Annotated in this window: 13 protein-coding genes; all 13 read right to left on the bottom strand. The window is 72.3% G+C overall.

Going from position 1 to position 16,851, the window contains the following annotated elements; all coding sequences use genetic code 11:
• Positions 1-11 precede the first annotated feature (11 nt).
• The 13 genes from PYS65_RS01030 to PYS65_RS01090 all read right to left on the bottom strand — a co-directional run bounded on the left by PYS65_RS01030 (position 12) and on the right by PYS65_RS01090 (position 16,737).
• Positions 12-1,280, bottom strand: a complete 1,269-nt coding sequence (locus PYS65_RS01030; protein ID WP_279331769.1) for an RsbRD N-terminal domain-containing protein — start codon at positions 1,278-1,280, stop codon at positions 12-14.
• 141 nt (positions 1,281-1,421) lie between these two features.
• On the bottom strand, positions 1,422-4,454 hold the full coding sequence (locus PYS65_RS01035; protein WP_279331770.1) for a helix-turn-helix transcriptional regulator: 3,033 nt from the start codon (positions 4,452-4,454) through the stop codon (positions 1,422-1,424).
• 220 nt (positions 4,455-4,674) lie between these two features.
• A complete protein-coding gene (bdeA, locus tag PYS65_RS01040; RefSeq protein WP_423836060.1) occupies positions 4,675-5,610 on the bottom strand; it encodes a bis(hydroxyethyl) terephthalate hydrolase in 936 nt (311 codons plus the stop codon).
• A gap of 676 nt (positions 5,611-6,286) precedes the next feature.
• Positions 6,287-8,023 carry a CocE/NonD family hydrolase gene (locus tag PYS65_RS01045; protein WP_279331771.1) on the bottom strand — a complete coding sequence of 579 codons (1,737 nt, stop codon included), beginning with the start codon at positions 8,021-8,023 and terminating at the stop codon, positions 6,287-6,289.
• Complete coding sequence (locus PYS65_RS01050; RefSeq protein ID WP_279331772.1) at positions 8,016-9,014, bottom strand: MBL fold metallo-hydrolase; 999 nt, start codon at positions 9,012-9,014, stop codon at positions 8,016-8,018. The genes PYS65_RS01045 and PYS65_RS01050 overlap by 8 nt, the downstream gene beginning before the upstream one ends.
• A 35-nt stretch (positions 9,015-9,049) precedes the next feature.
• Positions 9,050-9,973, bottom strand: coding sequence for an alpha/beta hydrolase (locus PYS65_RS01055; RefSeq protein WP_279331773.1), 924 nt, complete (start codon positions 9,971-9,973; stop codon positions 9,050-9,052).
• Positions 9,974-9,977: 4 nt separating this feature from the next.
• Complete coding sequence (locus PYS65_RS01060; protein WP_279331774.1) at positions 9,978-11,093, bottom strand: FAD-dependent oxidoreductase; 1,116 nt, start codon at positions 11,091-11,093, stop codon at positions 9,978-9,980.
• 44 nt (positions 11,094-11,137) lie between these two features.
• Positions 11,138-12,097: a phosphotriesterase family protein gene (locus PYS65_RS01065; RefSeq protein ID WP_279331775.1), complete on the bottom strand. Its 960-nt coding sequence runs from the start codon at positions 12,095-12,097 to the stop codon at positions 11,138-11,140.
• A gap of 49 nt (positions 12,098-12,146) precedes the next feature.
• Positions 12,147-13,121 (bottom strand): phosphotriesterase family protein, encoded by a 975-nt coding sequence (locus PYS65_RS01070; protein ID WP_279331776.1) that lies wholly within the window; start codon positions 13,119-13,121, stop codon positions 12,147-12,149.
• 192 nt (positions 13,122-13,313) lie between these two features.
• Positions 13,314-14,231, bottom strand: coding sequence for a LysR family transcriptional regulator (locus tag PYS65_RS01075; RefSeq protein WP_279331777.1), 918 nt, complete (start codon positions 14,229-14,231; stop codon positions 13,314-13,316).
• A 9-nt stretch (positions 14,232-14,240) separates the two neighbouring features.
• Positions 14,241-15,383 carry an NAD(P)/FAD-dependent oxidoreductase gene (locus tag PYS65_RS01080; RefSeq protein ID WP_279331778.1) on the bottom strand — a complete coding sequence of 381 codons (1,143 nt, stop codon included), beginning with the start codon at positions 15,381-15,383 and terminating at the stop codon, positions 14,241-14,243.
• A complete protein-coding gene (locus PYS65_RS01085; RefSeq protein ID WP_055574245.1) occupies positions 15,380-15,568 on the bottom strand; it encodes a ferredoxin in 189 nt (62 codons plus the stop codon). Before PYS65_RS01085 ends, PYS65_RS01080 begins: the two co-directional genes overlap by 4 nt.
• Positions 15,565-16,737 (bottom strand): cytochrome P450, encoded by a 1,173-nt coding sequence (locus tag PYS65_RS01090; RefSeq protein ID WP_279331779.1) that lies wholly within the window; start codon positions 16,735-16,737, stop codon positions 15,565-15,567. The genes PYS65_RS01085 and PYS65_RS01090 overlap by 4 nt, the downstream gene beginning before the upstream one ends.
• Between the last annotated feature and the right edge of the window lie 114 nt (positions 16,738-16,851).

Consider the following 16,851-nt stretch of genomic DNA (forward strand, 5'->3'; position numbering starts at 1 on the left):
GGCGATGCCGGTCAGCGCGGGAGGAGTCTGCGGGCGGTCAGGGCGAGGGTGACCTCGACCAGGTCGAAGGGGCGGGAGAGGGAACGCCCGGTCAGCTGTTCGTAGCGGCGCAGGCGGTTGAGGACGGTGTTGCGGTGGCAGTACAGCCGTCTGCTCGCCCGCTGGGCCGAGCCGTCGCAGGCCAGCCAGGTGGCCAGGGTGTCCAGCAGGATCTCCGCGTCGGCGGGCTCGAGGTGTGCCAGCGGGCCGAACAGCCGGTCGGCCAGAGCGGTGCCGAGGTCGGGGGACGACACCACCAGCGCCGCCGGCAGGTGTTCCGTCAGCCGGACCGTGCCGCCGGTCTGTGGGCACAGGCTCAGCGCGGTGTCCGCCAGCCTGCGCGCCTCTCCCACCGCCGCGAGCCCTTCGACGGCGCTGCCGACCCCCACCCGTACGCCCGGCGGCTGCTCGTCCGCCACCACCACCGGCTCCGTGTCGTCGCCGACCCGTACGATGCCGTGGTCCGCGTCCACACCCGTGTGCCAGTGCACGCGCACACCCTCGGCGAGGACCGCTTGGGCACCGGGACAGGCTCCGAGTCCGCCACCGCCGACCGCGACGACCACGTACCGGCCCTGCTCCGGCAGCTCCAGCGCGAGCGCGGCCTCGGGCAGGTCGGCGATCCTGCTGGTTCCGTCCAGCAGCGCCCCGGTCAGCAGCCGCACCCTGTTCTCCCGCCGCCAGGCCAGGTGCCGCTCGGTCTGCCGGTAGGCGTCCGCCACGACGGTGCAGTGCTCGTCGACGAAGTGCCACACGTCCGACGCCACGTGCACCAGCAGCCGTACGTCCTCGGGGGCCGCCCGGGAGGTCTCGTCGACCAGTCCCTGCCACACCAGGGAGCCGCCGAGGCGGAAGGCGTGCAGCACCGCGTCCAGCGGCAGCCCCTGCTCGGCGCGCGTGGCGCCGATCTTCCAGGAGCAGCGGCGGGCGGCGTCGCGGGCGCCGCGCGGGTCCAGCAGCGAGGAGATGCTGTGCCGCAGCGAGCGGTGCACCTCCTGCCAGATCTCGGCGGCATCGTGCTCGATCGCCGACCGGTAGGCGGGCTCCTGGTCCTGGAGCACGGCGACCAGTTGGTCGGTGAGCCGGGGCAGCTCGTCCAGCAGGACCCGGGCGGCGCGGTGCAGCACACGGAGCGCGTCGGCGTCGATCAGTGACCGCACCCGCGGAATCCGTGACCGCGGTGCGGGTGCGGGCACGGGCCCGGGGCGGGGCAGGCCACGTGGCCGTACGGCGTGTCGCATCGCGCATCTCCCCCAGGGTCGGCTTCCCGGCGGCGCCCGCGCGGCGGTCCGCGTACCGGCCACCGGCCGGCCACGGAGCCCGTGGGCGGGCGCCACCTGACTCGTCCTGCCCCGAAGGATCGCATACCGTCCGGTCGGTCCCTAGGGGTGTGCACCGGCCTTTTCCGCCTGTTCGACCAGCCGGACGAGCTCGACCCGGGAGCGGACGCCGAGCGTCGCGAAGACGTTGCGCAGGTGGTAGTCGACGGTGCGGGTGCTGACGGACAGGCTCAGGGCCACTTCCCGGTTGGTGGCGCCCTCGGCGACACACCGTGCGATCCGCAGTTGCTGCGGGGTCAGCCGGGACAGGTCCCGCCCCGCGTTCCGGGGCGGCTCGCCGGTACCGGCCCCGCCCGGCGCCGCGCCGCCCGCGCGCAGTTCCGCGCCCGCCTGGCGCGCCCACAGGTGCGCGCCGCAGCGTTCGAAGTCCACCAGCGCCTCCCCGAGCCGCGCCCGTGCCTCACGCAGCCGGCGCCGGCGGCGCAGCCACTTGCCGTGCAGCAGTTCGGTGCGGGCCCGTTCGAAGTCGCCAAAGGTCTCGTCGTGCCGGTCCAGGGCCCGCAGGTACAGCTCGTCGGCCGCCTCCGGCGCGGCCAGCAGGGCGCGGCAGCGCAGGAGTTGGGCGGGAGCCTGCGGGTCGGCGCCGCACCCGGCCCACAGCGCGAAGTCCTCGACCACCGCGCGGGCGTGTTCGGGCTGTCCGGCCAGTGCGGCGGCCTCCACGAAGCAGGGGACGGCGAGCATCCACACCGCGAAGTGCCCGCGCCGCGCGCCGGGGCGCACCAGGGGGCCGAGCCGGTCGGCGGCCTCGCGGGGGCGGCCCGCGCCCAGGTCGGCACGGGCCGCCGCCCACTGGGCGAGCATGGCGGCCTGCGCCAGTCCGTGCCGCCGGGCCGTGGCGAGCGCGGTCGCCGTGTGCTCGGCGACGCGTTCCTGCGCCCCCTCGATCGACGCCGCGAGGGCCAGCACCGCGTGATGGTGGGCGGCCGTGTTCCGCTGCCCGGTCCGGCGTGCGGCGCGCAGCCCCTCCTCCGCGTGGGTCCGGGCGAGCTGGTGGCGACCGGCCCGCAGTTCGGCGTAGGCCAGGTACTCCAGGGCCCTCGGCTCGAGGGCGGCGGCCCCCTGGGTGCGCGCCGCCGCCAGCGCCCGCGCCCCGGCCCGGCGGGCGGCGGTCACGTCGCCGAGCATGAGGGCGGCGGCGGCCGAACGCAGCAGCCGCTCGGGCTCGGTGGCGGGACGGCCCCGGTCCACCACCCGGGCCAACGGGGCGGCGGCGAGGTCGAACCGCCCCTGGAGGACCGCCCGCATGCCGTCCCGGTGGTCGCGGAGCAGGGCGACCGCACCGTGGTTCTCGGTGCGGGGCGGGGCGGCCGGGCCTCCGCTCCCGGGCAGGGCGGCCGCGCCGTGGTTCTCGGTCCCAGGCAGGGCCGCCGGGCCTCCGCTCCCGGACAGGGCCGCCGGGCCTCCGATCCCGGACAGGGCGGCCGCGCCGTGGTTCTCGGTCCCGGGCAGGGCGGCCAGGCCTCCGATCCCGGACAGGGCCGCCGGGCCTCCGGTCCCGGTCGGGGCCTCGTGGACGAGGGCGCGGAGGCAGGCCGCCGGGTCGCCCGCGGCCCACGCCGCGTCCGCCGCGCCGAGGACCGCCGCGCCGGACTCCGCGGGGCTCGGGTCCGCGAGGAGGGAGGCCGCGAGCAGGAAGGACTCACGGGCGTCGTCCACCGGCCCGTCGGCCAGGAGCACCCTGGCGCGGAGCAGTTCGGCACGGCCCCGCACCGGGGCGGGCACCGGACAGGTCACGGCGGCGTCGAGCAGCCGCAGGGCCTCGGGCGGATGCCCGGCGAACAGGGCCTGTTCCGCGGCGGCCGTGTACCGGTGCGCACGTTCCACGGCGTCCGGTGTCAGTTCGGCGGCACGCACCTGGGCCGTACGGCGCACACCGGGCGGCAGCCCGGACATCACGTCGGCCGCGGCGGCGGCCAGTTCCGCGGCGAGGCCGGCGTCGGGGCCCGGGACGGTCCACGAGCGGTGCAGCAGGGCGGGCACGCCGTGCGGCGCCGGGAGCGCCGCGGCCAGCGCGCGGTGCGCGGCGCGGCGGCGTTCGGGCGGCGCACCGGCGTACACCGCCCTGCCGAGCAGCGCGCTGCGGAACCGGATCCGACCCTCGAGGAGCACCAGCAGGTCGGGCAACTCCTCTGGGTCAAAGGATGGTTCGGCGTGCGGTACCGGTACGACGGTGGCAGCCGCTCCCGCGCCCTGCGCCTTCCCCCGTCCTTCGAGCACGGCCGCCGCCCGCCGTAGGAGCGACGCCTCCGCGTCCGGCTCGCCCGTGACACGTGTCGCCGCCGCGACCGACACCAGCAGGTCGGCGTGGTCGGGCCGCACACCGGCCGGGCACCCGCCGGCGACGGCGGCCAGTGCCCCGGCGTCGGCCACAGGACGGGGCAGCGCATGCCGGCCGCGGAGCTGGGCGGGCGAGAGGCGGTGGGCCAGGGCCGCCAGCAGTGCGGGATTGCCCTGCGCCTCGGTCACCAGCTCGTCGCGGACGGCGGGGTCGACGGCGCCGTCCGTCAGGTCGTGCAGGAGTCCCGCCGCGTCCCCGGGCGTGAGCGGGGCCAGCTCCAGCACCGGCAGCCCGGCCAGCTCCGGCGCCACGGGCCGGTGCCCCGGGACGGTGAGGAGCAGCCCGACCCGGTGGGCGTCGTCCGCCGCGTGCAGGCGTGCCGCCGCCCTGCCCAGCACGGCGCGCGAGGCGGGGTCCCACAGATGCGCGTCGTCCACGCACACCAGCAGGGCCGAACGGGCCGACGCCTCGCGCAGGACGTCCAGGAACACCTTGTCCGCCGCGCCGTCGTCGGACAGGCCTACGCAGCGGCCGGCGGCACGCAGCAGGGTGCGCAGACCGCTGTGCGGGCGCGGGGCCCGGGCCGGGTCGGCCCGGACGTGCCACACCGGTCCGGCGCGGAAGGAGCGTGCGGCGAACTCCAGGAAGGCCGTCCGTCCGCCACCGGGTTCACCGGTCACGACATGGGCACCGCCGTCGGTGCGCAGCCCGTCCAGCAGCGCGGCGAGCGCCTGCCGTCGGGGCCCCGGGCGGTACCGGAGCGGAGCGGGTCCGAGGATCGTCTGTCCGGTCATCTCCGCGACGTTACTCACGCGTAAGAAACGGCGGAAGGCATCCGTCCGCACGCACGGACCGGCCCGGCCACCGCTCCACCAGCGGATTTTCGTCGTGGAGGCGAGGAACGGAGTGTGCCGCGGACCAAGCCGGGCGGCCCTCTGCGGTGCACCCGCACAACGCCGGTGGCGGCCCGCGCACCGCGTGCGGGCCGCCACCGGGTCGAGGTCCGGCAGAACCTCAGGACGTGTGCGGGCAGTTGCCCCGTGCCTCCTCGATCGTCAGGCTCCGCTGCGGCAGCGGGCACAGGAACCGCTCGTAGCGGGTGTCGTTGTCGATGAACCGCTTCAGCCACGAGATGCTGTACTTCGCGATCGTGGTGTTGTTCGAGTTGGGCGTGAAGTGGGTGGCGTTGTTCAGTTCCAGGTAGGCCCGGTCGAGGGAGGACGGCAGACCGGTGTAGAGGGGCTTGGCGTGGGTGGAGACCGGGGCGATGGTGTCGCCGTCGGCCCCGAAGATCAGGGTCGGGGTGCGGACCTCGGGCCAGGTCTTGTCGAGGTTCCAGGGCGTCAACGGGATCGCCGCCTGCAGTGAGGGGCGGTCCTTGGCGGCTTCGAGGGTGCCGCCGCCGCCCATCGAGTGGCCCATGACGCCGAGGCGGCTGCTGTCGATACGGCTGCGGACCGCACTGCTCCGGGTCAGGTAGTCCAGCGCGGCCAGCAGCTGGTCGCCGCGGGAGGCGGGCTGGTCGAGCGTGGTGTTCGTGTCGATGGTGAACACCACGAAGCCCTGCGAGGCCAGGCGCGGGCCCAGCCAGGCGATGGAGGACTCGTAGGCGGTGTAGCCGGGCGAGACGGCGATCGCGCCGAACGTTCCGTCGGCGGTGCTGTTCGGGTAGTAGATGGTGCCGCCGCCGAAGCCCCGCACGGAGAGCGAGGAGACGGAGATGTCGGAGACGGAGTACGGGCCGCGCAGCGCCTCGATGCTGGATTCGGTCGGCGCCGGACCGCGCTCGTAGGGGTTGTCCGCGGCGTGGGCGCCGGGACCGGTGAGGGTGGTGAGGCCGACGACGGCGGCGACGGCCGCGGCCAGTGCGGCGAACCGTCCGGTTCCGCCCCGCCGGGTGCGGGCCGGGTGCACGGTCCCGGCCGAGGTGCTGGTGTGGGGGTGCTGCACGACGAGTGGTCCTCTCTGTCGCGGCGAGCCGCCCGGCGGCCGGTGCACGGGGGTACGACGTGGAACGGGGGAGTGACCGTGCTCCGGCCGTGGGCGCCGCCTCGGGGGCTGGCGGTTGCCACTGTCGGTGCGGAAGGGTCCGGCGCGGACCGGCAATCTCACCGGTCTCGTTCCGCCGCCTCGTCGCACCGCTCCCCCGGGCCCGGCGGCTCCCCTGCCGCCTGCCCTCTGCCGCCTGCCCTCTGCCGTCAGCCCCTTCTGCCGGCGGCCCACCGGTCGGCGGTGCCCGCCGTGCAGAAACCCGAACGCGCTTGCCCGTGCGTCACCCGCATGGCCCTCTCGGGGCGTCGGTTCGGCCCACGCCGTGCTCGGATGGAAGCGGCCTGCCTACCCGGAGGGAGCTGGAATGCACGAGATGTGGTGTGGTGCAGACACTTCGGGGGAGCCTGTGTGGCATGTCCTGACCACGGACAAGAGGGCCACGCTGTGCGGGGTGGAGAAGGAGGAGTACCGTCGGCGACACGCGACGGACCGCCACTGCTTTCCCTGCATGCAGTCGTTCCAGGAGGTCGTGGAAGCCCGCTGAAACCGCCCGACGTTCCGGTGGGAGACCTCTGCTCCCGGCACGGTCCGTGCCGGGAGCAGAGCGGTGCTACGCGTACCCGCGAGGGCGGGATCAGCGCGCGTCTGGCGCCGTGACCGTCGTGAACGGCAGCAGGAGCCGGGAGGGGTGCGCGGCGTCACGGTAGATCTTGTGGGTGACGGGGCGGCCCACCGGCAGGTGGAAGGCGTCCGGCGGCAGCAGGGCGTTGTGCTCGTCGGCCAGCGGCTCGGCGTTGGAGAGCTCCACGACCAGCTTGTGGCCGGGCAGGAACGTCGCCGCGAACGGGTAGACGCGCAGCACGTACTCCTCGATCTTCCCCGGCTCGACCGGCACCGCACGCGTGTGCGGGTGGTAGGGGTCGCCCTCCGTGGTGCGCTCCTCGTCGAGCTCGCGGTGCGAGGCCTTGAGGTAGGCGGTCGTGATGAGCTGGCGCTTGCCGCCCGGGGCCTCGTCCCACATGCGCAGGATGAAGTTGGTGTCGGGCTGGTCGATCTCCACGAAGAGGTGCGCCGCGCCCTGACCGATCATCTCGGTGGGCTCGGTGAACGGCTCGGTGCTCCAGCTGAGCATCTCCACCTTGTCGGTCACCGTCAGCGGCGCCTGGTAGAAGCCGTCGGGGGCGGCGTACTCGGCGCCCATCGGCTCGGGCTCGAAGGAGAGCTTGCGGCGCGGGCGGAGGTAGAGCGCCTTGTGCTCCGTCTCCTTCGGCGGCCACTGCGCACCGGTGACGTACTCGCGCGAACCCTCGACGTGGACGGTGACGGCGGGCTCGTCCATGACGCCGTTGTCGATGCCCTTGATCCAGTAGTCGTACCAGCGGAACATCTTGTCGTGCTCTTCGATGAAGGGGCGCGACTGCATGGGCGGGTAGGGGCCGATGTCCAGCTTCTTGGGGCCCCCGAGGCGGTTGAAGAGCTCGATGGTGCCGTCCAGCGTCCAGCCGCGGCCCTGGTCGATCTGGAGCCAGACGGGGATGTCGATGTTCGGTGCGAGGGTGACCGGGTTGCGCTCCTCGTACCACTCGCCGTCGACCTCGTTCATCACGATGTCGAACCAGGCCTCGTGGTTCTTCGGGTAGTTCAGCACGTGGACCAGGTTCGGCCAGGCGGCCACGTCCGGGTCCTTCAGGCGCTCGGCGACGCGCTCCTTGATCTCCTCGGGGGAGAAGGTCTCCAGCATGCGGGACTTGACGCCGTCGGTGAAGGCCCAGCCGGAGTCGCCGCCGCGCCCCTCGCGGGCGGCGCGCGGCATGAACCACATGACGCCGCCGTGGTAGGTGGTCTCGTAGAAGTCGTAGTGGCCGCCGCTGACGAAGATCGCCTTGAGGCTCGGCGGCCGTTCGGCCGCCGCCAGCACCTGCATCGAGCCGAAGTAGGAGATGCCGATCATGCCGACGTTGCCGTCGCACCACGGCTGCCGGGCGACCCACTCGATGAAGTCGTACGCGTCCTGGCCGAGCGGGACGCCGCCGGCGTTGTAGTTGCCGATGTGCTCGCCCTCGGAGTCGCCGGAGCCGCGCAGGTCGCCGATGACGTGGACGTAGTCCTCCTGGACGACGCGCGCGATGTCGCCGGCCTCGATGCAGCCGTCCCACATCGGGCTGGGGCGCCGCTGCGGTGGCGTGGTGAGGGCGAGGGCCTGCAGCTCCTTGCCGTACGGGCTGAGTGCCACGAGTGCCGGACGCGGCTTGTCCTCGACGCCGCTGTAGGTGTCGGCCGCCAGCTCGACGCCGTCGCGCATCGGGATCCGGAGATCCTTGCGGACGGCGATCTTCTGCCCGCCCGCCTGGATCGTCTGGAAGTCAGTCATGAGTGTGAAGCTCCTCCGGGGGCTGGGGGGCGTCCCCCAGGACAGTGCGGTGCGGGTTCTGGTCGGGATGCGTGCGGTAGCCGTGCATCGAGGTGAAGAACGGCGACGGCTCGAGCGTGGGGTCGCCGGTGTAGCCGAGTTCCTCGGCGGCTCGGGCGAACGGGGAGTACGGCGAATCCGTCTCCTCCAGGCCGGCCTCGAGGCAGCGGCAGGCGGCTTCGGCGACCCGGCCCTCGGCGGCGAGGCTCTGGTCGATGGCCTCCCGGGCCTGTGCGGCGTCGAGTTCGACTCCGTACGGCGTACCGTCCGCACGGCGGTACGGGTGCCCGAGGTACAGCCGCTGCGGACGGATCTCGTCCCGCAGGTACTCGAGACCGGTGCGGTAGGCGGCCGGGTCCGTGTAGCCCGGGAAGCCGTTGGCGGCCCCGTGGACCTGTACGGAGTCGCCGACGAACACCGAGCGCTGTCCGTCGACGACGTAGGCGACCGATCCGGGCGTGTGGCCCGGTATCGAGTGCGCCGAGACGGTGACGCCGCCGCCCAGCGAGAGGGTCTCGCCGCCCTTGAGGAGCAGGGTGGGCTCCATCTCGCCGGAGATGACGGCCTGCGCGGCGGCCGTCACCTTCGCCTCTCCCTCCGGGTCGCCCAGGTACCGGCCCCGTCCCGCGAGGTACTCCTCCACGTGGGCCCGCCGCGAGCGGAGCATCGGCGCGTCGGCCTCGTGGATCACCACCTGTGCGCGCCGGCCGGTGAGCTCCCACAGGGCGTACGCCCCGCCGACGTGGTCGATGTGACCGTGGGTCAGCAGGATCCAGCGCACGTCCTCGATGCGGCGCCCTATCGCCTCGAGCGCGGGAATCATCCCCTCGGCGGGCGAGGAGGCGATCCCGGTGTCGACCACGGCCGGCTCGGGTGCGTCGATGAAGAAGCTGTAGAGACCGAACCGGCCCCACGGCGAGACCAGGGGATGGACGGGAACTGCGTGCGTCATGGCCCTCTTTCTGTGCTGGTACGCGGTCGGCCGGGTCAGCTCCGGCCGAGGAAGTCGCGCGTCTCGGCGAAGACCGCGTGGTACTCCGGGATCCAGGAGAAGTGCTGGACGAATCCGTGGCCCGCTCCCTCGTACCGGCTCACCTTCGCCTCCACGCCGGCCTCCCGCAGCCGCCGGCCGTAGAGTTCGCCCTCGTCGCGCATCGGGTCGTACTCCGCGGTGACCACGAGGGCCGGCGGCAGCCCGGTGAGGTCCGCCCGCTTGATCGGCGAGACGAGCGGGTCCGCGGGATCGGCTCCGCTGTCGATGTAGAAGGCGTTGAAGGGCTTCAGCCCCGCCGTCTCCAGGCCGTAGCCCACGGCGTTCTCCCGCAGCGAGGCATAGCGGTCGACGTCGAAGTCCAGGTCCAGCGAGGGGTAGTAGAGGATCTGGTGCGTGATCCGGTCGAAGCCGTCGTCGTGCGCCTTGGCCGCGACCGCGGCGACGAGGTTGCCGCCGGAGCTGTCGCCGGCGAGGGCGAGCGTCGTGCCGTCCCAGGCCAGGCTCTCCCCCTCCTCGGCGACCCACCGCACGACCGCGTAGCAGTCGTCGAGACCGGCCGGGAAGGCGGCCTCGGGCGCCAGCCGGAAGCCGACGGAGACGACCTTGAGCCCGGTCTCCTTCGCCAGCGAGCGCGCGATGTGGTCGTGCGTGTTCAGGCTGCCGAGGAAGAAGGCACCGCCGTGGAAGTAGACCAGCACGCCGTGGCGGTCGGCCTCGGCCGGTGTGTAGATCCGCACCGGTACCTCGCCCGACGCCGTCCTCGCGGTCAGGTCCTCGACCGCGTGCAGCGGCAGGCGCTCCTCGGGGGGAGCGACGTGCGCCTCGTCCCCGGCGCGCATGGCGACCGGGTCGAGCGGGCCCTCGGGCGGGGTCGGCAGACCGGCGAGGAACGTGGCGATCTCAGGGTGCAGGGGCATTCCGTTACTCCTTCGGCGCGGCGTCGGCGGGCTTCTGGCCGGGGAAGACGTCTTCGATCTCTTCCTCGGACCAGCCCTGGCGCGAGATGGCCTGCAGCTTGTCGGTCTCCGGCTTGCGGACGGCCTGGTACCGGGCCAGCGCCTCCTTCAGGGAGTCCGCGTCGCGCAGGGCGTCGGCGAGCGCTCCGGCGTCCTCGATGGCGGAGTTCGCGCCCTGGCCCTGGTGGTGCAGCATCGAGTGGGCGGCGTCGCCCAGCAGGACGACGGAGTCCGAGTGCCACGTGTCGACCGGGTCGATGTCGTAGACCGCTCGGACGTTCACGGTCGCCATGTCGAGGTCACGCGTGATGCTGACGAGGCGCTCGTCGAAGCCCTCCACCGTCGCCAGCATGTCCTCCTTGGTGTTCTGCGGGTTCCAGGTGCTGTCCGGGCACAGGGCGGTGATGTCGAACGACACCTGGCCGCGGTGGCGCAGCGGCAGCAGGTAGATCTTCGTGCCCTTGCCGATGTACATCCGCAGGTTGTCGTCGGCGACCATCCCGTGGGTGTCGTCCACGGAGATGACGGCGCGGTAGGCGTGCTCGCCCGAGAACACCGGGCCCTTGTCGCTGAACAGCTGGTGGCGCACCACCGACTTGATGCCGTCGGCGCCGACGACCAGGTCGGCCTCGACGGTCTTGCCGTTCGTGAAGGTGAGGACGGAGCGGTCGCCGTTGTCCTGGATGCTCTCCAGCTTGTGGCCGAGGTGCACCATGCCCTCGGGGAGCACGCCCAGGAGGGCCTCGATGAAGTCACCGCGGTGGATCAGGTGGGTGTGGGTCTGCTCCCCGGAGACGGGCCACGTCTCTTTCATGATCGGCTCACCGGTGGCCGTGAGGATCTCGAAGTACTCGCTCGGCGAGCTCACCTTCGCGATGGCGTCGAAGATGCCCCACTCGCGGAACCGGTTGATGGTGGCCGGGCGCAGACCGATGCCGGCGCCGACCTCCCGGATCTGGGTCGCCTGCTCGTAGACGTCGACCTCGGCGCCCAGCAGGCTGAGGGCCTTGGCCGCCGCCGCACCGCCGTATCCCGCTCCGACGATGGCGATCTTCAGGTTCTTCAGGTCTGAGGTCTGCATGGTGGTTCTCTCTGATTCTGGAGGGTCAGAAAAGCTCTGGGGGGTCAGGAGGACTTCCGGAGGGTGAGGAAGTCGGCCGGGTTGTCGACGAAGATCGTCCTGATCGCGGCTTCGTCGAGACCGGCGGCGCGGAGGTCCGGGATGAGGTCCTCGAAGATGTAGTTGACGGTGTGGCCCTTCACGCCCGGCCAGCCCAGGGGGCTGCAGTTGGCGTCGGCGGAGGCGAGGACCTGGTGCAGCCGGCCGTCGCCGATGAACCGGAGGAAGTGGTCGAGGCGCTCCTGGCGGGGGCGGGCCCAGAACGGCGGGTCCGGCAGCTCGGTCTCGTAGCCGAAGGTGTCGAAGCCGATGCGCCCGCCCTGCTCCGCGATCCAGACGTCACGCGTCTTGTCGGCGTTCACGCCGTCGTCGACGTGCCCGAACAGGACGCGGTCCAGGGGGAGTCCCTCCTCGTTGAAGATCGCGATCGCGTTCTCGGCGTCGATCGCGAGGTGGGTGAGGATCGGCACGCCCGTGGTGAGCGAGGCGCGGGCCGCGGCCCGGTAGATGCGCTTGTCCAGGTCCGTCATGCGGCCGCCACGGCTCACCCCGACCTTGATCACACCGGCGAGGCTGCCGGTGTCGCCGATACCGACGGTGATCTCGTGGACGAACTGGCGGGTCAGGTAGTCCACGTCGGCCCGGGCGAAGTGCGGCAGGGCGGTGTCACCGCCGACGAATCCGGTGCAGGCGACGATGTGGACGCCGGTCTTCGCGGACAGTGACTTGTAGTAGTCGACGTCGCGGCCGTTGCAGATCCCGGTGGCGTCGACGAAGGTGCCGCCGCCCAGCTCGTGGAACCTGCGCAGCTTCGGGACGGTCTCCTCGTACCGCTGCTCGGGGGTCTTCCACCACTTCGTGTCCAGCTCGGAGCCGGGCATGCCGTAGCCGATGTGCTCGTGGATGGCCACGAGACCCAGCTCCTCGGCCGGGATGGGCCCCAGGACGGTGTTCACTCTCGACACAACACTCACCTTTGCTGAAGAAACTCTGGGGTCGTTCGTGCCGGCACGCTCAGCGTGCCGACAGCAGGTCGCGCGGGTTCTCCACGAGGATCCGCTGCGTGTCCTCGTCGCTGAGAGCCCGTGCCTCCAGGAGCGGGACGAAAGTGGTCAGGACGTAGCTGTACGGGAGGTCGTTGCCGGGGTGGCCCTTCGCCACGCCGGTCGCGTTGCTCGAGAGCAGGATCCGGTTGCCCAGGCCGGCCCGCACCAGCTCGGCGACCAGGTCGGCGCGCTCGGCGTCGGTGATGTGGGCCTCGTCCTTCGCGCCGACGTGGTCGAGCGCGACGTAGGCGCCGCGGCGGGCGATCTCGAGGGGGGCGCCGGCGGCGACGGCGTCCTTGCGGTCGAGTCCGCCGACGACCACGCGGTCGGCCGGCAGCTTCTCGTCCAGGACGACGTCGAGGTCGTGGACGGCGTCGCTCCCGTAGCGGACGGAGACCGCGACGCCGGTGCTCAGCGCGGCCCGGGCCGCGCCGCGGAACAGGCTCTCGTCGGTCGCGGTCATGCCCTCGGGGGTCGCGGTGGTGGCCACCAGGCCGGCGGCGCCGCGGCGCTCCACACGGGGGACCACCATGCCCTCGGTGACCTCCTTGGCGAAGAGGTCGGCGAACTTCTCGGCCGGCCACGGCGTCGGCGGGTTGGTCTGCGGCGTGAGGAAGTAGCCGCCGAGCAGCTCCTCCGGACCCTGCCCCGTCGAGGCGACGAGGTGCACGCCGGTCGCGCGGGAGAGGGCCTCGTACAGCCGGACGTCCCGGCCGTGGAACATGCCGGTGCTGTCGACGACCGTTCCGCCGCCGTGGGCCTGGAAGTCCTTCAGCTTCGCGGCGAGGGTCTCGAAGATCTCGGCGCGGTCGATGGTGATGTCGTACGCGTGCTCGGCACCCGGGACCACGGAGAGCAGCGCCTCGTGGACCGCGACGACGCCCAGCTGCTCGGCCGGCACCGGGCCCAGAACGGTGTTGACGGTGTTGCTCTTGACGCTCATGCCTGCCCTCACGTGTTCAGGTGGGGTGCCCAGCACCCTGTGGCTGCTTGGCACAGTATCGATTCGGTTTACATAGCGTCAATGAAATGAACGACACGTAAAACAATGCGCGGGGAACGATGCGGACAAAACTTGACTTTTCGCCCGGCGCTGCACGTCAGGGTCCTCCGAAGAGGCGCGGCCTCGCCGGGGTCAGAGGTCGGTCGCGACGTCGAACAGCAGCGCCCGGAGCCATTCCATGAAGTACTGATCGGCCAGCCGGGGGTTCCAGACCATGTCGATCCCGAGCCCGGGAAGCGGGAACGGGAACTCCTCGATCCGCAGATCGGTGAGTGTCTGCATGGCGGCGGCGACCCGGTGGCGGAGGAGGGCGACGCCGCCCGCGCGCGCCACCAGGAAGGGCACCAGCAGGAAGTCGGAACTCAACTGGCCGACGCGGTAGGTGACTCCCTTCTCGTCGAGCACCGAATACGGGAAGACGCGCCGGTCGGTGTCGACGACGACGTGCGGCTGAGTGGTCAGGAGATCGAGTGCGCTCGCTTCCGGTGGCGTGTCCGGTGAAGCCATCACCACGCAGCGGTCGTTGTACAGCCGCTCGCGCGGGTATGGCGAGAAGTGCCCCTCCGAGAGGAGCACGACGTCGACTCCCCTGTCGGTGAAGGTGGCCTCCGTCGGCACCGTGATCGTGCGCAGGCGCAACGTGGCGTGGGGCGCACGCTCGGCAACGAGCCTGGCCAGCCGGGGACCGACGACGAACGCCGTGCTGTTCGTCAGGGCGATCGTGATGACGCGCCGATCCGTGGCGGGATCGAAGCAGGGGAAGTTCACGATGTGCGCCGTCTGCTGCAGGGCACTGCGCAGCGGCGCGATCAGCTCCAGCGCGCGCGGGGTCAGCGTGAGGCTCGTGCCCTGCCGGACGACGAGGTCGTCACCCAGCAGCCGTCGCATCCTGGTGAGGGCGTGGCTCATCGCCGGCTGGGACAGACCGACCCGCTCCGCGGCCCTGGTCACCGAACGCTCCTCGAGGAGCGCGAGGAGGGGCACCAACAGGTTGAGGTTGACCGATGCCAGCCGGTCCAGCCCCGAACCCGTGGTGCCCTCTTCGCCCATATGTCGACCTTACGTGGCTGCCTGGGTCATGCGGCGCAGCCGCGGAATCGGAATCCGGTAGTTGAGCGCCACGACGTCGCCGGTGCCGTCCTCGTGCGGCCAGCGCAGCAATGCCGGCCCGCCCCCGGGCTGCCCGTCGACGTACGTCGGCTCCCCTTCCACCGGAAGGTGGCCCATCGCCTTCAGGCTCAGTCCGAACTGCTCGGTCCAGAAGTACGGCTGGAACCGGAGCGGCGGGGACTCCTCGCCGCGGACGAGCGCCGTGGCGGCGACCTTCGCCTGTTCGATCGCGCTGCTCCACAGGGGGACGCGGCGCAGGCCGTGCTGAGTGGGGAAGGCCGCGAGGTCACCGACGGCCGCGACGTCCGGGCGGACGAGTCCGCGCTCGTCGACCGGGAGGGCACCCCTCGCGGCGAGTCCCGAGCCCGCGAGCCACTCCGTGTTGGGCACGTCGCCGGCGGCGGTGATGACCAGCTCCGCGTCGAGGACCGGGCCCTCCTCGAGGACGACCCGAGTGCCTCCGTCCCGCTGTTCGAGCCGTGCCGCCGCGGTCTCGACGACGGTGAGCCCCTGCTCCAGCGCGGCCTTGACGAAGACGTCGGCGAGGTAGGGACCGAGCTGGAGGATGAGGGGCACGCCCTGGGAGACGACGGTGACCCGGCAGCCGGCGGCCAGGCACCCGGAGGCGATCTCCATTCCGAGCGGGCCGCCGCCGACCACGACGACCGACGGCTTGTCCGCCAGCCGCTCGCGCAGGGACAGCGCGTCGTCGAGTCCCCGCAGGGTGACCTCTCCGGGCAGGTCGGACAGCCGCCGTGCCCGGGAGCCGGTGGCCAGGACGACACGGTCGTACGGCAGCTCCGTGCCGTCGTCGAGCGTGACGCGCCGACGGTCGAGGTCGAGTCCGGTCGCGCGCACACCGAGCAGTTCGGCCGCTCCGTGACCGGCCGGCGGAAGCTCGTGCGACGACACGTCGGCCCTGTCGAGCAGAAGCGCCTTCGACAGGGCCGGGCGGCTGTACGCCGGGCGCGCTTCGTCGCCGACGATGGTCAGCTCGCCGTCGAAGCCGGCCTCACGGAGCGTGTCGGCCGCGGTGAGCCCGGCGATCCCGTTGCCCACCACGACGACGCGGTTCAGGGTGCCGGTGCTCATACGACCCTCAGCGCGGCGACCGGGCACACACGGGCGGCGGCGTTCGCCAGGGCCACGTCGGCCCCGTCGACCTCCTCACGGTCGAGCACCAGCTCACCCTCGTCGTCGAGGTGCATGAGCTGCGGGGCGGCCTCCTCGCACAGGCCGTGGCCCTCACAGCGGGGACGGTCGAGAACGATCTTCATGCCGGGATCACCTCCAGGACGGGGAGCTCCTCGATGCTCCGGGTGGTGTTGCTGGGAACGCGGACCTCGGGTCCGACGACGAGGCGCTCGACGCGCCGGGACAGCGCGTCGATCACCGCGTGGGCCTCCAGGCGGGCGAGTCCCTGGCCCGCGCAGCCGTGCGGGCCGTAGCCGAACGACAGGTGGTCGACCGGATTGCGTTCGACGAGGAAGGCGTCCGGGTTCTCGTAGTGCCGGGGGTCGCGGTTGCCGGCGCCGAGCAGGACGGCGATCTGCGCGCCCGCGGGGATGACGGTCCCGTCGATCTCGACGTCCTTGGTGGCACGCCGGCCCCAGGCGTTGATGGGAGACCAGAAGCGCAGCGCCTCGTTGAACGCCGCCGGTACCAGCGACGGGTCCTCGCGGACCAGGGCGAGCTGGTCGGGGTGCTGGGCGAAGAGGGCGACGATGTTGCCGATCGCCGCGATGGTGGTGTCGACGCCGGCGCCGAGGTACTGGTGGATGATGTGGCCGGCCGTGTCCGGCGGAATGGCGCCGCGCGCCTCGGCCTCGAAGATGCCGCGGCCCACGGAGCCCTCGGTCAGGTCGTCGGCCTTGACCTGGGAGCACCATCCGTAGAGCTCGCCGGCTACGGGGAAGTTCTCGGCCGTACGCTGGTTCATCGGGCCGAGGACCTGCATGGCGGCCTGCCCCCAGCGCAGCATGTTGTCGCGCACGTGACCGGTGAAACCGATCAGGTCCGCCACGACCTCCAGCGGGAAGGCACGGGCGAGGGCGTCGATCGCCTCGAAGGAACCCGTCTCGACGAGTTCGGCGACCAGAGCGTCCGCCTTCTTCTCGATCCCGCCCTTGAGACCACGCAGCGCCCGCGGGGAGAGGTTCTCGGTGAGCGTGGCGCGCAGCTGGGTGTGCACCGGCGGGTCGGAGGCGAGCGAGGTGCCGGCGAGCGCCTCGTTGGCCATCGGGTTGAAGGCGATCGAGGTCGAGGAGAACGACTCCCAGTCCGCGAGCGCGTCCCGGACGACGTCGTATCGTGTCAGCGCGTAGACGTCGTTCCTCTGAAGATGAACGACAGAACCCTGCTCCCGCAGTTCGGCGTAGACGGGGTAGGGATCGAGCACGACCTCGTCGGCGAAGAGGTCGATACCGGAGGTGGGTGGAGTGACCATGCCCCCAGTGAAGTGGTGATCTTCACATCCAGCAAGTGAATGTTTTACATGGCGCAACATGCACGTAATTCATACTTCCCCTGGGGTGCCCCGCGGGTTCACACCGGGGCGACC

Origin of the sequence: Streptomyces cathayae (genome assembly GCF_029760955.1) — a bacterium.
Taxonomy (GTDB): domain Bacteria; phylum Actinomycetota; class Actinomycetes; order Streptomycetales; family Streptomycetaceae; genus Streptomyces; species Streptomyces cathayae.

Coding starts and splice junctions, on each gene's coding strand:
- PYS65_RS01070 (WP_279331776.1), bottom strand. CDS start 13,121: ATGAGCGTCAAGAGCAACACCGTCAACACCGTTCTGGGCCCGGTGCCG.
- PYS65_RS01045 (WP_279331771.1), bottom strand. CDS start 8,023: ATGACTGACTTCCAGACGATCCAGGCGGGCGGGCAGAAGATCGCCGTC.
- PYS65_RS01075 (WP_279331777.1), bottom strand. CDS start 14,231: ATGGGCGAAGAGGGCACCACGGGTTCGGGGCTGGACCGGCTGGCATCG.
- PYS65_RS01050 (WP_279331772.1), bottom strand. CDS start 9,014: ATGACGCACGCAGTTCCCGTCCATCCCCTGGTCTCGCCGTGGGGCCGG.
- PYS65_RS01055 (WP_279331773.1), bottom strand. CDS start 9,973: ATGCCCCTGCACCCTGAGATCGCCACGTTCCTCGCCGGTCTGCCGACC.
- PYS65_RS01030 (WP_279331769.1), bottom strand. CDS start 1,280: ATGCGACACGCCGTACGGCCACGTGGCCTGCCCCGCCCCGGGCCCGTG.
- PYS65_RS01060 (WP_279331774.1), bottom strand. CDS start 11,093: ATGCAGACCTCAGACCTGAAGAACCTGAAGATCGCCATCGTCGGAGCG.
- PYS65_RS01080 (WP_279331778.1), bottom strand. CDS start 15,383: ATGAGCACCGGCACCCTGAACCGCGTCGTCGTGGTGGGCAACGGGATC.
- PYS65_RS01090 (WP_279331779.1), bottom strand. CDS start 16,737: ATGGTCACTCCACCCACCTCCGGTATCGACCTCTTCGCCGACGAGGTC.
- PYS65_RS01035 (WP_279331770.1), bottom strand. CDS start 4,454: ATGACCGGACAGACGATCCTCGGACCCGCTCCGCTCCGGTACCGCCCG.
- PYS65_RS01085 (WP_055574245.1), bottom strand. CDS start 15,568: ATGAAGATCGTTCTCGACCGTCCCCGCTGTGAGGGCCACGGCCTGTGC.